Origin of the sequence: Streptomyces hokutonensis (assembly GCF_000376565.1) — a bacterium.
Taxonomy (GTDB): Bacteria; Actinomycetota; Actinomycetes; order Streptomycetales; family Streptomycetaceae; genus Streptomyces; species Streptomyces hokutonensis.
Genome location: NZ_BARG01000038.1, coordinates 337,290 through 351,347, shown reverse-complemented (window position 1 = coordinate 351,347; position 14,058 = coordinate 337,290). Strand labels below are relative to the sequence as shown.

The following is a 14,058-nucleotide window of genomic DNA, read 5'->3' as shown; positions in this document are numbered from 1 at the left end:
GAGCCCTGCACGGCACCCACGACCGCCCCTGGACCGAAGCCGTCACCCACGGCACCCCTGACCGCAGCAGGGCCGCCGACGCCCTCTGGATCCTGCGCGGCACTCTTGATCGCAGCGGGGCCGACGACATCGACATCCGCCGAGTCCTCCAATGCCGCCTGCGCCGCCCTCCTGATCACGGCCGGGTCGAGCCCCGTGTCCAGCGCGGCCATGATCAGTGCCGTCCGGGTCGGTGCGGGCAGTGCTTCCACGGCGGGGGCGAAGGCCGTCTCCAGCCGTCCGGACAGCGGGAGTCGCGAGGGGAGCGGGGCCTGGGCCGAGCGCTGGGTGCCGGTCAGCGCGGCCGGCAACTCCCGTAGTGCGAGCGGGTTTCCGGCAGCCTCGGCCAGTATTCGGCGGCGTACCGAGGGCCTCAATCCGGGCCAGCGTGCGTCCAGCAGTTCTGCCGCCTCCGTCTCGGCCAGCGGCTCGATCTCCCGTACGGGCAGGGCGAGTTGGCCGCAGATGCCGCGTACCCCGGTGCGCAGGGTGGCCAGGAAGGCGATCGGGTGGTCGTTCATCCTGCGGACGACGAAGCCGAGCGCGGTCGCGCTGGCGAGGTCGAGCCACGGCACATCGTCGGCGATCATCAACAACGGTCCCTCCACGGCGACTTCGCCGAGCAGGGCGAGTACCGCCGTCGAAGCGGCCAGCGGGTCCGGCGGCGGCCCGGGTGCGAGACCGAAGATCCGGTCGACGACGTCACGGTGGTGTCCGGCGAGCCGCCCGGTGTGCCGGCGCAGCGGATAGAGCATCTGGTGCAGCGCCGAGAAGTTCATCTCGCGCTCGAACTCCACGCCGGAGGCCCGTAGTACACGCGTCCCGAGGCCGGCGGCCCGTGCTGCGGCGGCATCGAGCAGCGCGGTCTTCCCCGTGCCGGGGTCGCCGCGCAGCAGCAGCCCGCGGCCGGCTCCGTCCCGCCCGGTCAACAGCGAGTCCAGCAGCTCCAGTTCGGCCGTGCGCCCCACCAGGTCCGCTCCGGGCCGTGAGGTCACCGACTCCCCTCCGTCAAGTTGCTTGCCGAAAGAAATATAACGAGTCGGCGAGGAAGAATCCACGTACTGTCGCTCCACAGCAAGATCGTCGCTGATCGGGGCGGAGAGGTCGATGTTCCCGGCCACAGCGTTCGGCGCCGAGGGCAGTGGCCGCCCACACCGGCGCCCGGGCGCGGGGCAGCGGGCCGTGGGCGCCGTCCCACGACCCGCTCCCCCGGCCGCCCGCGCCCGGAGGCACTGCGGAAGTCGACTACTGAGCGGCGTCGGCGGCCTCGTCCGCCTCCACCCTCGCCAGCACCGCGTCCAGCGTGGCGTACTCCGCCTCTTCCACGGCCGCGATCGCGAAGTCGACGGCGTCGGCCGCGTAGTCCTCGGCGTCGTCGGCGGCGTGCTGGAGCCGCTTCACATCGCGCTCGGCCTTGCGCTCGTCCAGCTTCGCGCGGACCGAGTCGACATGGTCCTGCCAGGAGGTCTGTACCTGGTTCCAGCTCCCGGCGACGTTCTCCTTGGCCCGCTGTCCGCTCGACTGCAGCCGCTGCGCGCCCTGTTCGGCCTTGTCCTTCGCGTCGGCGACGGCGGCGGACAGCTTCTGCCGGTCCTCGGCGATGCTCGCCGCCACGGTCCGCTGGGCGTCCTGGGCCTTCTGCGACAGTTCGGCGAGGCGCCCCGCGGGGCCGGCCGGGGTGGTGCCGGTTGCCTGGTTCTGCTGCGGCGTCGGGTCCGACATGGTGATCCCTTCCTTGACGGATGTGTCGCTGCTCGATGACGCGCGATACCGCGGTGTGCCTGGCCGGGGTACCTGTCCGAGCCGACCGTCACTCTGCCGTCGCGGTGGCGGGGTCCGCTTCGGTCAATCGACGCAACGGACGGCGTACACGCACGCATTGCGGCCGTACGGGCAGTCGATTGACCCAAGGAAGCGCCCCCGTCCCGCACTTACGATGACGGGCGTTTCTCGTGAGCGACGGATCAAGGAGTGCCCGTGCCGTCTGGAATCAACGGGTTGGACATACGTCTCCCGAACGAGCAGGCCGTCCTCGCGCGGATGCGGGGGACCCAGGACCGGATCGCGGACGCGATCACCGCTTTCGCCGGGACCATGCAGTTCGTCTATCTCCACGCGGTCTGGTTCACGGTCTGGATCGTGTGCAACGAAGGACTGTTCGGCTCTGGCGCGGTCTGGGACCCCTACCCCTTCGGGCTGCTCACGATGATCGTCAGCCTTGAGGCGATCTTTCTGTCCACCTTCGTGATGGTGAGCCAGAACCGGCAGGCGACGCGCGAGACCGTCCGCGCCGACCTCGACTTCGAGACCAATATCCGCTCGGAGGTGTGGGCGGCCCACATGGGCCATGCCCTCGGAGTGGATGCCCGGCACGTCGAGGAGGACGTACGGACACTGCTGGCGCAGAACCGGGCGAAGATGAACGACGCCCAGCACACCCCGACCGCCGACCACCCGGCCGACTGAAGCCGCCTACTCCAGGGTCGTCAACAGCGGGGCCAGCTCCCCGCGTGAGGTGATGCCGAGTTTGGGGAAGGCCCGGTAAAGATGCGCGGCGACCGTGCGGTGGGAGAGGAAGAGCCGTTCCGCGATCTCCCGGTTGGAGAGGCCTTCGGCGGCCAGCAGGGCGATCTGCCTCTCCTGGGGCGACAGCAGGTCGGAGGCAGACGGCAGCGCATCACCTGCTCCCGACGTCATGCTCTGGCCCGCCCAGTCGGAGGCGCCGACGAGTTCGAAGGCCGCCCGCGCGGAGAGCAGCAGCGTGCGGGACCGCGCGGCCTGCCTACGGCGCCTGAGCCACTGCCCGTACGCGTGTTCCGTACGGGCCTTGACCAACGGCCAGCGGGACAGGTCCTGTTCCAGGGCGGCCAGATACAGTTGCTCGGCCGCCGAGTCGGGTGCCAACACGGCTCGGGCGCAGGGCAGTTGGACGTGGAGCAGCGAGGCGGGCGTCACCCGTGCCGCCTCCTCCGCCGACGCGAGGACCCGCACGGCTTCGGCTGCCTTGCCGGCGCGGTCCGCCGCCACGGCGAACGGCAGCACCGCGGCGAAGCCCTGCCAGCGCAGGCTCTCGTGCGGCCGGTCCAGGAGTGGGCTCAGCTCCTCGTACGCCTCCGCGTATCTCCCCTCACCGAGCCGCGCCAGACCACGGGCCAGCCGGAGCGTCGGGACGAGGTCGGCGCGCTGCCAGGCCGCCACCATGTCGGCCAACTCCTGGGCCCGTACGGCCTGTCCGCGCAGTGCGGCGGCGACCGCGTCCGTAGCGGCGAGTGCGGCGACCATGGCCGGCTGTCGGGTCTCGGCGACGATGTGCCGCGCCTCATCGGTGAGTTGGGACGCGCGGGGCCAGTCCCCGAGCAGCAGCAGATCGACCGCCTCGGTCAGGAGCGTTTCCGTGAGCAGCCCAAGTCGGCCTTCTCTGCGCAGAGTTGGTGCCGCCCGGCCGAACAGGTCGACCGCACGCACCGGATCGCCGATCTCGTGGGCGGCCGTACCGTGGAGCCGGAATCCGTCGGAGTCGGTGAGGCACCACGCCGTCTCCTTCGAAGGGAGCCCGTCGGCCACCGCCCTGCCGTGGCGCACGGGTTCGGTCAGTGCCAGAGCCGCGAGGTGGCGGGGGTCGTTCGTAGTAGGCAGACGCTCGACGGCCGCCCGCAGAGCGGGGTCGTCGCCGCTCCGGTGGACGTGCAGTGCCGCGCTCAGCAGCAGGTCGAGGGCCAGGTCGGGATCGCCCGCCGACAGCTCGGTGAGGTCGGGTGGTTGTCCCTGGGCCGGACCGGGCTGTGGCTCCGCGTCCGAGATCTCCCGCAGCCACCCCGCCTTGACCCGGTCCGCGCCGTTCAGCTCTTGGCGTTCCGCCGTGTCGATCAGGGAGTGGGCCAGTCGGACACGTCCGGCCCCGTACGCGTGCTCGGCCGCGCCCAGCAACCGGTGTCCCCGGGTGACCGAGTCCGTGGTGAGCTGCGCCGACCGTTCCAGCGCCCATACGGCAGTGAGGGCTCCGTCGTGTCGTAGCAAGGAGGCGTGGGCGGCGGCCAGTTGGTCCGCGATCTCGTCGTCGGGGCCGTTGACGGACTGGGCGCGGTGCCAGGTGCGCCGGTCCGGGTGCTCGGTGAGCACCTGTGCCAGGGCCGCGTCCGCGGCCTGGCGGCGGGCCGGGGTCTCCGCCGCCAGCACCGCGAAGCGGACCACGGGATGCGGGAAGCGCAGGGTCGTCCGGTCGAGTCGGAGCAGCGAGGCGGCGACCGCGCTGTCGAGGGCGTCCACCGCGACGGTGCGCCCGGCCAGCAGGGATGCGGCGGCCAGTATCTCCGAGACCTCCCCGGCCCGGTCCACGGCCGCGACCAGCAGGGCGTCCCGGGTCAGGTCCGGCAGCTCGCCGAGACCGGCCGCGAACGCCGTCGCCAGCGTGGCGTTCACCGTCAGAGGGGCCCAGGATCCCGGTGGCCCCGTCGGGCTCCAGGCCGCGGGGAGTTCGACCAGCGCGAGCGGGTTGCCGAGCGCTTCCCCGAGGATCCGCTCCCGGACTGCCGGGGGGAGTGCGTCCGCGTGCCGGGCCAGGAGCCGCCGGGCCGAGGGCTCGTCCAGAACAGGAACGTCCAGTACGGGGACTCCCGGCAGGGTCCGTCCGTCACGCAGTGCGCCGAGGACGACGATCGGGTTGTCGCTCGCCCTGCGGGCCATGAACGCCAGTACGTCCCGGGTGGGTCCGTCGAGTTCCCTCGTGTTGTCGGCGATCAGCACGGTGGGCTGCTCGGCGGCCCTCGCCGTGATCAGGTTGAACGCGGCCAGGGCGACCCGCGAGGTCTCGGGTGGCTGCCCGGAACCGGCGGCGAACGCCGCCCGCAAGATCTCGTCCTGTCCCGCAGGCAGGGACTCCGCCGTGCCGAGCACCGGGCGCAGCAGCGCGCGCAGACCGCTGAAGGGCGTGTCATCGGCGCCCCCGGTCACCTCGAGCAGCCGCAGTCCCGCCACCCTGGCCCGTTCCGCCGCGGCCCGCAGCAGCGCGGACTTGCCGATCCCCGGACCGCCCTGCAGCACCATGGCACCGCCGGCGTCGGGCAGCCTGTCGAGGAGTTCGTGCAGGGTCCTCAACTGCGGCTCACGGCCGAGGAGTTCGGATTCGTTCATGTGCCCTCCAGCCGTCCAGGACACCTCATGTCTTCATCAGCGGGAGCGTAGGTGGTTTCCCGGCGGCGGGGCTTGGGTCATCCGACCGCGCCCGGAACTGTACGGCGACGGCACCGGCCCGCTCGTCCACCGTACGACGGCCGGGCCCGTCACACGTAGCCGCGCCGCTGCACCACGTTCAGGGCCAGGGCGCCCAGCGGGACGTTCAGCCAGAAGGTGAGCAGCCGGTAGACGAGCACGGCCGAGGTGGCCGCCCCTGCCGGGACGCCGAGGGTCGTCAGTCCGGCGATGAGTCCGGCCTCCAGCGCCCCGAGGCCGCCGGGCACGGGAGCCGCGTTGGCGATCAGCCGGGCCGCCATGTACGCGGCGCCGACCTGGACGAAGGGGAGGTCTGCGCCCAGTGCGTGCAGGCTCATGGCGAGGCCGACGACCTGGATGAGCGGCAGGCCCAGTGCGCCGACGGTCCCCACGGCGATCTTGGCGGGTTCGGTCGCGATCCCCGCGACGGTCGAGCCGGCCGCCCTCAGGAACGGCCACACCTTCTCCTCCAGGAAGCGACGGCCCGGCGGGGTGAAGGCGAGCAGTCCGCCGGCGGCGAGCACGAGGGCGACGGCCCACAGCAGCGGGCGGCCGGCGGACAGGTGGGGACGCACTCCGGCCCGACCGCGTCCCGCCGAGGTGAGGAAGACGGCGGCGACCACGGTGTTGGAGAGCGCGCCGGCCAGGCTCTGCAGCCCCACGGAGGCGGTGGCGGCCCCGGTCTCGATCCCCGTCTTCTGGAGGTAGCGCAGGTTGAGCGCCATGCCGCCGACGTTGCTCGGGGTGATCCGGTTGAGGAACGAACTGGCGAACTGCACCTGGTAGGTGGGGCCGAACGGCAGCCGCTCCGGGATGGTGCCCTGCTGCAGGAAGGTCGAGAACGCCTGCGAGAGGAAGGTGATCGGCAACACCGCGAGCATCCACCACCAGTTGGCGTCCCGCAGCGCGTCGAGGGCCGCGGGCGCGTTGGCCAACTGCGGCAGCACGAGGTGGAGTACGAGAAACGCGCCCGCGAGCCCCAGGACGCTCTTCCAGGTGAAGCGCGCCAGCCGCGCGGGCTGAACTTCCTTCGCACCAGTGGCCGTTGAGACCTCGGCGGCCAGATCGCGCAGCAGACTGGGCCGGCCGCCGGCCCGTAGCGTCCGCCGTCCGGCCTTCTCTCCGGCGGCCCGCGCGCGGGCCTGGTCGTAGCGGGCGACCGAGGTCCGAGCGGGCCCGATGAGCGCGAGAGGTTGCAGGTACGGCAGAGCCGTCGCGAGGAGTTCCGGCCCCAGGCCGGCCAGTGCGCACGCGGTGGCGCGTAGCGGGCCGACCCGGATCGCGGTCGTGGCCAGCAGCTCCGCGAGGTCGCTGCCGAGTACCTCGGGCGGAGCGTTGAGCCGGCCGCGCGCGAACGCGGTGAGCCGGCTCTCGCCGTCCGGTGCGACGAGGACGTGTTCCGGGCGCAACTCCCCATGTCCCAGGCGGTGTTCCTGGAGGCGGGCCACGGAGGTCCACACTCCGGTGAGGAGCGGATCGGTCAACTCCTCGTCCCGCAGGGCGGACAGGGCACGGGCCTCGTCCGGTGCGGAGGTCGCCACGAGCGCGCCGCCCCCGGCCACCGGATAGGCCATCACCGGTTCGTCGGCCCGGGCGCCGGTGCGGGCCGCGAAGACCAGCATGAGCAGTTCGTGCTCGGCGGCGACGAGCGGTGTCGGAGCGGTCGTTTCGGCGGGGTGGCGCAGCAGGGTCCGCCGGGCGAACCGGTGGAACAGATCCCGGTTGTGGTCCTCGGCGGCGAGCACCCGCACCGCCAGCCGGGGTCCGGCGGTGGTCTCCGCCCGGTAGAGGGTCCCCTCCCCCGGCAGCTGCTCACTCGAAGGCAGCTCATGGAGCGTGGTGACCGAAATCCCGGACGCGGCAAGGGCCTCGGCGACCGCCTGCGCCGTCGGACGGTCGGCGGGAGCACCGCCCAGCAGCAGTACGGCCGATCCGGCCGCGCCGCCCATGGCCAGTGCGGCGAGGGCGTCCAGCGGCACGATCGCGGCGGTGGCCACACTCAGCACCGCGCAGGAACAGGCCAGCGCCCACAACGCCCGCCGTGGGCGCGCCCCCAGCCACGGCCCCGCCGCGACGACGGCCGCCGCGCAGGCCGCCAGGTACACGGCCGGGGGCCAGGTCGCCCGCAGCAGTCCGTCCCGGCCGGCCAGCACCTCCGGCCAGGTGTCCGGTCGCCCCCGCTCCAGCGCCAGGTGCGTGAGCGACCACGCGCCCAGTGCGCCGAGCAGCGCCGCGGGCAGGACCCGTAGCACCGGGTCGATCCGCCGCCGTACGCACCACACCACCACGGCCGCGACCGGTGCGAGGAGGGCGACGGCTTGGACCGTTCCCACCAGGACGTCCCGCAGGGCAGGGGGCAGCGCGGTCGCCGAGTCGAGGAGTCCCTGCTGTGCGGCGCGGACGAAGTCGCGGGTCGCGAGGGCCAGGAGTACGGCGGCCACCAGTACGGCCAGGGACAGCGACAGCCGCCACAGATCGGCCGACCGTCGAACGGTCCGAGGAGGCGGTGTGTCGATCACGGTGCTCACGTCGGCTCCTCGTCGACAGGCCGAAGCCAGGGGTGCCGATGGTCCCACCGCGACCCGGGCGGCGCATCGGTCAGTTGGCTGCACCCCTTCATGTCATGGCGACCGGGAGGTATGGAAGTAGCGGATGCAGTCGTATGACAGATCGCGGCAGGGGGGCGCGACCCTAGCCTTCGTGGCGGACCATGGCCCCGGGCGCAGACCGGGGCGACATTCGTATGGGGAAGGTGACCATGTTCAGTTCACCCAACGTGCTTCTCTCGCGCGGTCTGCTGGCCGTCGTCCTCGGTGTGGTCTCCGTCGCCTGGCCCGGCATCACGATCGGCGCGGTAGTCGTCCTCTTCGCCGTCTACGCGTTCATGATCGCGGCGACGGACGCCGCCCGCGCCTTCGCCAGTGACCGGGCGGGGCCCGTCCTCGGCTGGTTGCTGCTCTCCTTGCTCTCGCTGGCCGGCGGGGTGGTCGCCCTCGCCTGGCCCGGCATCACTGCTCTCGCGCTCACGATCTGGATCGCCGCGTGGGCCCTGACGACCGGCGCCATGGAGATCGGCCTGGCCTTCCAGCGCGGCGAGACGGCGGGGGAACGCACCTTGTTCCTGCTGACCGGCGCGGTGGCGATCGTCTTCGCGTTCTCGCTGTTCGTCCACCCGGACATCGGCGCGGTCTCCCTCGCCACGGTCTTCGGCCTGTTCAGCCTCGTCTACGGCGTCTCGGCGGTCTTCGCCTCCTTCGAGGAGCGGCGCCACCGCACCGGCGCGACGCAGGCGTGAGCCGCGGTACTCAGTCGAACTTCTCGACCACCGTCTCGAACTGCCGCACCATGGCCGACAGCGACCGGCCGTCCAGATGGTCCATGACCCGCTTGCGGGCACTGGCGAGGTGGACCGGATACGCGGCCTGAAGCCGTTTCATCCCGTCCGGGGTGAGCGTCGCCACGTTCCCCCGGGCGTCCCCCTCGTAGCGCCGTTTGACGACCTGGCCCCGGCTCTGCAGCGCGTCCACGACCCGGGTGATGCGGCTCGCCGAGAGGGCGGTGGCCGAGGCCAGGTCCGCCATGCGGAGTTCCTGGTTCTCGGCCTCGGACAGGCTCATCAGGACGACGTACTCGGTGAGCGTCAGACCCGTGGCGCGCAGCAGATCGTCGTCCAGCGAGCGCGGCAGCGAGACGATGACACGCATCAGCGCGCGCCAGAAGCGCTCTTCCTGCGCGGTGAGGGGATCTTCGGCGGTCATCCTCGCAGGTTAGCGTGCTCAAGCAAGGAACCTCAACGGCGGCCCGCTACCCGTCCAGTCGCCGTACGTCGGTGACGCTGTAGGACATCGAGGCGCGGAAACCGGCGCCGATGCTCACGGGAGCCAGGTCCGCCAGTTCCTCGCCCCGGGCGGCGAACAGGCGGATGTCTCCGGTGCCGGTCCACACGTCGGCGAGTCGCCGGTCGTCGAACTCGGCCATGACCAGCTCGTGCACGGCGGGTTTGCCGTACTCCCCGGCGAACAGGCTCGGGAAGTGCCGCAGGTTGACCGTGGGCCGGGCGAAGAGGGCCGCCGGGTCGTCCGCCGGCTGCTCGAGGGTCACCGTGGCCTCGGCGAGGGTGTGCCCGGCGGCCGACATGGACGCGCCGAACCGGCCGCCCGGCGCGAGGGTCGGTGAGGCGTTGCCGGGGGCCGCGAAGACGCGCGTCTGGTGGACCGCGCCCAGCTTCTTCGGGAAGCCCTGCACCCAACCGCGCGCCAGGGCGAGGTCGTTGTCGACGTAGATGTACGGGCACCACGAGACCGGCTCGTCCCGGTGGTGCGCGTCGACCAGGACCATGAACTCGCGGTACTGGCTGCGCACCGGGTCGAGGTACTCGTCGTGCTGCGCGGAGAACTGCCAGTCGATGAACAGCGCCACCGCGCGCCCGTCGGAGTCCGGGTCCGGTGTCAGCCCCTCGGGGAGTGTCGCCTCCGCGGCGGCCGGGTCGGTCCAGAACTCGACGCCGACGATGTCACCGGCGTAGTGCCAGGGCGGTGCGGGGGCGAGGTTCGCCTCTCCGCGCGGTGACAGCGGGTAGGTGTAGCCCTGGAGCATGGGTGCCTCCTCGACGGCGGGTGGGGCCGGAAGGACACCATGTTTCGCCGGAGGAGGCGGGTCCGGCTTGGGTCAAGTGACTGCTTCGCCGTACGCGGACGTCTGTTCGCGGGAGTCGTGGCCCGCCCGGCACCTGTCCTGGAGCGGATCGGCCACCGCCCGCAGTTCCTCGGCCAGTCGGTCGACGAGGGCCGGGTCGAGCTGGTCCATGACGCGTCGGCGCGCGCTGGCCAGGTGCGCCGGGTAGGCGCCGCGCAGCCGTTGCCGTCCCGCTTCGGTGAGTACGGCCATGCTCCCCCGGGCGTCCGTCGAGTGCGGTCGCTTGACCACAAGTCCCTGGGCCCGGAGGGTCTCCACGAGGCGGGTGATGCGGCTCGCGGACAGGCCCGTGGCGGTGGCCAGGTCGCTCATGCGCAGGCCGGCGCCGTCCGTCTCCGACAGATGCATCAGCACGGTGTACTGGGTGAGCGACAGACCCGTGGAGCGCAGAAGGTCCTCGTCGAGCGCCCTGGGCAGCGTCACCAGCAGTCGCTGCAGCGAGCGCCAGAGGCGTTCCTCGACACAGCTCAGCGGGACCGACACCGGGTTCGTGGGGTGCTGTTGCTCCGGCGTTCTCATGTCCTTCACCTTCCCGCCGAAACTCCCGGTGGGAACACTGAACCACAGGAACTACTTGCTTGACAAAGCATTTCTCATGGGCTGAAGATACTTGCCCAAGCAAGCACAACCGCCGCACGGGCCGTCCCGTGCGGCGCCGAGCGAGAGGCCAGCAGGGCATGAGCGTCTCCTTGCCCCCAGCCGGGACGTACGAGGTCGACCCCGCCCAGTCGTCCGTCACCTTCACCACACGGCACCTGTTCGGCCTGGGCAGGGTGAGCGGCACGTTCCAGGTGGAGTCGGGGCGCGTCACGATCGCGGAGCCGGTCACCCACTCCACCGCCCGGGCCGTCGTCGAAGCGCGCAGCTTCCACACGGGTACGGCCCGCCGTGACGACCATGTGCGCTCCCCCGCCTTCCTGCACGCGGAGCGCTGGCCCGAGATCCGGTTCGAGTCGACCAGGGTGGCACGCGGTGCGGAGGGCGCCTGGGTCGTCAAGGGGCTCCTCACCGTCCGCGGCCACCAGGCCCCGGTCGAACTGACGGTGGACGCCCTGTCCGTCGAGAACGGCTCACTGCGGATCTCGGCCTCGACCTCCGTCGACCGCTACCGCCACGGACTCACCGCGTCGAAGGGCCTTGCCGCCCGTTGGCTGCGGCTCACCCTGACCACCATCGCCCATCCCGTACCGAGCACGGCGGCCCCCGCCGCCGAGGCCACGGCGGCGTCCGCCGTCGAGCACGCAGCACAGCGAGAGGAAATATCCATGTCTCCCAAGATCGCAGTCATCTACTACTCGTCGACCGGGACCGTGCACGAACTGGCCGAGGCGGTCGCCGACGGCGCCCGCAAGGAGGGTGCGGAGGTACGACTCCTGCGGGTGTCCGAGCTCGCCCCCGAGGAGGCCATCGCCGCCAACGACGCCTGGTCGGCGCATGCTTCGGCCACCAAGGACATACCGGTGGCGACCCCGGCCGACATCGAGTGGGCGGATGCCGTGATCTTCGGCAGCCCCACCCGGTTCGGCAATATCGCCAGCCAGTTGAAGCAGTTCATCGACACGCTCGGCGGGCTGTGGGCGCAGGGCAAGCTGGCCGACAAGGTCTACAGCGGCTTCACGGCCACCGCCACCGCGCACGGCGGCCAGGAGTCCACGCTGCTCGCCCTCTACAACTCCGTCCACCACTTCGGCGGCATCATCGTCACCCCGGGCTACACCGACCCGGTGAAGTTCGCCGACGGCAACCCCTACGGCACCAGCCACGTCAACGGCCAGGGAGCGCTCCCCGTCGACGACACCGCCCGCGCCGCAGCCGCGTACCAGGGCAAGCGCGTGGCCACGGTCACCGCGCGGTTCAACAACGCGTAACAGCACGGCAGTCGGGTGCCGGCGGCGGTCATACGGCGGCCGTCGGCACCCGTTCCGTGACACGGCCCTCCAGTCCCTCTGCCGACGAGAGCAGAGAAACCAGCCGGGAGAACCCAGATGACCACGAGCAACCCGCGCGACGAGACCGCGTCGTTGCGGCCGGAGCTGGAGAGTGCCGCGTTCCAGGCGGACCCGCACGTGCTGCTGCGCCGGTTGACGGAGTCCGCGGCCGCGCACCGCTGCGAACCGGCCGGTGCGCCACCGCAGTTGCTGATCACCGGCTACGAGGCGGCCCGCCAGGTCCTCACCGACCCGCGCGTGTCCAAGCGCAGCGAGCGCGCCGGCCTGGAACCGGGCTGGCTGATGAGCGGTGTGCGGGACGAGGTCGGGATCGACTACATGCTCACCGTGGACCCGCCCGACCACACCCGCCTGCGCAAACTGGTGACCCGCGCCTTCACACCCCAGCAGATCGAGGCCCTACGGCCCCGCACGCGCGAGATCGCGGACGAGCTGGCCGACGCCGTACTGGCCGCGGAGACACCGGAGTTGGTCGACGGGTTCGCCGTCCGTGTCCCGATCGCCGTGATCTGTGAACTGCTCGGCGTTCCGCTGGACGACTGGGACAGGTTCCGCTGGGCCTCGGAGCAGATCGTGTCCCCGGTCGCCGGATCGGACCGGGAGGAGGCCTACGTCTGGATGAGCGGGTACCTGGCCGAACTGATCGCGGGCAAGCGGGCCGACCCCGGTCCTGACCTGCTGAGCGCGCTGGCCAACGACACCGTCGAAGACGCCCTCACCGACCCGGAGTTGGTCGGTATGGCCTTCCTCCTTCTGATCGCCGGTTACGAGACGACCGCCAACCTCATCGGTGCCGTCCTCCTCGGTCTCGCCCGACAGCCCGACCTCTTCGAGGCGCTGCGCGCCGATCCCGCGCTCGTGCCCACGGCGGTCGAGGAGTTCCTCCGCCTGGACGGCCCGGTGCTCACCGCGACCGAGCGCTTCGCCACCGAGGACATGGTGATCGGTGAAGTGCCGGTGCGCCGGGGCGACATGCTGCTGGTGTCCATCGCTGCGGCCAACCGCGATCCCGCCCGCTTCGAGGAGCCGGACTCCTTCCGCCTCGGACGCCCGGCCGGCCATGTCGCCTTCGGGCACGGTGTCCACCACTGTCTGGGCGCACCCCTGGCAAGGATGGAGGCCACGGTCGCGGTCACCGCGCTGCTGGAGCGTGTCGAGAGTCTGGAACTGGCCGTGGACGAGGCCGAGTTGGAGTGGTCCCCGGGCCTGCTGATGCACGGAGTACGTCGTCTTCCCGTCAAGGTCACGGTCTCCGGGAACACCAACACGCGCTGACGCACAGCGACTTCAGTCAACGCGGCGGACCTCGATGAGGAGTGCCTGCTCGGGGTTGAGGGGCCACCGAGAGCCGAGGCGTGTACCCCTGCTCCTTCCGGGAGTTGCTCGACCAGGTAGCGCTGGTCGCCGCTCCACGCCACGTGCACCGCCCACACTTCGCCCGTACGGAATCCGAAGCCCGGTACGCCCACCGACAGGAGATACGGCGAGTCGACGCCGGGTTTCCCGCGTCGTACTTCGCGGACATGGGCGCCCTGGTGCAGCGGACGGCGTTGCGGGGAGCGTTCTCGGCTCCACTTGCCGGTGAAGTCCAGGATCTCCGTGGCCCGGCGCGGGAGAGGGAGCAGGGTCAGGGCGCCGGAGAGGTCGTAGGGCGCCGTATCGGTGCTGGCCGGGCAGGAGAGAACGGCGTCGGCGGAGAGTATTCCGTGAGGGTCCAGGGTGTAGGTGAGGGTGGTGTCCAGGCCCAACGCCTCGTCGTTCAGCCGGAGTTGGAGTTCTCCTCCGCCTTCGGGGTCCGTGCGATGGGTGGCCCCGGTCAGGGTCGGGCGGGGTGCGGCGGGGGATGTCGGGGGCGTTGTTGAGGATCGCGGGTTCGGCGGTGAGGCTCAGGGCCGTCAGGCCCTCGGGGGTGACGTCGCCCAAGTCGGCTCCCCAGTGCAGGACTCGGGGCACGGGCTCGGTGAGTTCCACGGTGAAGCAGGTGCCGGCCGCGCGCAGGCCGACGATGCGCGAGGGGGGTGTGGGCACGCGGTCTCTTTTCGGGGAGGGCGACGGGATGCGGTGGCTCGAGGCCTTCGCCGGGGGGAACTCCTCGACGGCGGCGGGGACTTGCGTGGGGTTCCCCGCCGTACAGGCCCCGTCCCGCCTCAGTGCGCCGGAGGGGCGG

At 71.7% G+C, this 14,058-nt stretch carries 11 protein-coding genes and 2 pseudogenes; 5 read left to right on the top strand and 8 right to left on the bottom strand.

Annotated elements, in window-relative coordinates; translation table 11 throughout:
* A partial coding sequence (locus tag SSP08S_RS24140) for an AAA family ATPase (RefSeq protein WP_026178783.1) occupies window positions 1-1,034 on the bottom strand: 1,034 nt, incomplete at its 3' end.
* A gap of 250 nt (window positions 1,035-1,284) precedes the next feature.
* The gene (locus SSP08S_RS24135; RefSeq protein ID WP_019070212.1) at window positions 1,285-1,761 is read right to left on the bottom strand and encodes a hypothetical protein; all 477 of its coding nucleotides are present in this window, start codon (window positions 1,759-1,761) and stop codon (window positions 1,285-1,287) included.
* 276 nt (window positions 1,762-2,037) lie between these two features.
* On the opposite strand from SSP08S_RS24135, the gene SSP08S_RS24130 reads away from it, so the two are divergent.
* Entirely contained in the window at window positions 2,038-2,505 is a 468-nt protein-coding gene (locus tag SSP08S_RS24130; protein ID WP_019070211.1) for a DUF1003 domain-containing protein, read from the top strand.
* 6 nt (window positions 2,506-2,511) lie between these two features.
* Here SSP08S_RS24130 and SSP08S_RS24125 read toward each other — a convergent pair whose 3' ends face one another.
* Entirely contained in the window at window positions 2,512-5,169 is a 2,658-nt protein-coding gene (locus tag SSP08S_RS24125; RefSeq protein ID WP_019070210.1) for a helix-turn-helix transcriptional regulator, read from the bottom strand.
* Between the two features lie 149 nt (window positions 5,170-5,318).
* Window positions 5,319-7,775 (bottom strand): lysylphosphatidylglycerol synthase transmembrane domain-containing protein, encoded by a 2,457-nt coding sequence (locus SSP08S_RS24120; protein ID WP_019070209.1) that lies wholly within the window; start codon window positions 7,773-7,775, stop codon window positions 5,319-5,321.
* A gap of 230 nt (window positions 7,776-8,005) precedes the next feature.
* Here SSP08S_RS24120 and SSP08S_RS24115 point away from each other — a divergent pair, with 230 nt between their 5' ends.
* A complete protein-coding gene (locus SSP08S_RS24115) occupies window positions 8,006-8,542 on the top strand; it encodes an HdeD family acid-resistance protein (protein WP_019070208.1) in 537 nt (178 codons plus the stop codon).
* Window positions 8,543-8,552: 10 nt separating this feature from the next.
* On the opposite strand, the gene SSP08S_RS24110 is transcribed toward SSP08S_RS24115, so the two are convergent.
* From SSP08S_RS24110 to SSP08S_RS24100, 3 genes are all read right to left on the bottom strand, one after another.
* The gene (locus SSP08S_RS24110) at window positions 8,553-9,005 is read right to left on the bottom strand and encodes a MarR family winged helix-turn-helix transcriptional regulator (RefSeq protein WP_019070207.1); all 453 of its coding nucleotides are present in this window, start codon (window positions 9,003-9,005) and stop codon (window positions 8,553-8,555) included.
* Between the two features lie 46 nt (window positions 9,006-9,051).
* The gene (locus SSP08S_RS24105) at window positions 9,052-9,843 is read right to left on the bottom strand and encodes an acetoacetate decarboxylase family protein (RefSeq protein WP_019070206.1); all 792 of its coding nucleotides are present in this window, start codon (window positions 9,841-9,843) and stop codon (window positions 9,052-9,054) included.
* A gap of 72 nt (window positions 9,844-9,915) precedes the next feature.
* Window positions 9,916-10,461, bottom strand: a complete 546-nt coding sequence (locus SSP08S_RS24100) for a MarR family winged helix-turn-helix transcriptional regulator (RefSeq protein WP_019070205.1) — start codon at window positions 10,459-10,461, stop codon at window positions 9,916-9,918.
* Window positions 10,462-10,619: 158 nt separating this feature from the next.
* On the opposite strand from SSP08S_RS24100, the pseudogene SSP08S_RS63525 reads away from it, so the two are divergent.
* From SSP08S_RS63525 to SSP08S_RS24090, 3 genes and pseudogenes are all read left to right on the top strand, one after another.
* Window positions 10,620-11,063, top strand: a pseudogene (locus SSP08S_RS63525) (YceI family protein); the annotation flags it as partial.
* Window positions 11,064-11,207: 144 nt separating this feature from the next.
* Entirely contained in the window at window positions 11,208-11,810 is a 603-nt protein-coding gene (wrbA, locus tag SSP08S_RS63520; RefSeq protein WP_245607943.1) for an NAD(P)H:quinone oxidoreductase, read from the top strand.
* A gap of 117 nt (window positions 11,811-11,927) precedes the next feature.
* On the top strand, window positions 11,928-13,166 hold the full coding sequence (locus tag SSP08S_RS24090) for a cytochrome P450 family protein (RefSeq protein WP_019070203.1): 1,239 nt from the start codon (window positions 11,928-11,930) through the stop codon (window positions 13,164-13,166).
* 149 nt (window positions 13,167-13,315) lie between these two features.
* On the opposite strand, the pseudogene SSP08S_RS63515 reads toward SSP08S_RS24090, so the two are convergent.
* Window positions 13,316-13,639: pseudogene (locus tag SSP08S_RS63515) on the bottom strand (glycoside hydrolase family 36 N-terminal domain-containing protein); the annotation flags it as partial.
* Window positions 13,640-14,058 lie beyond the last annotated feature (419 nt).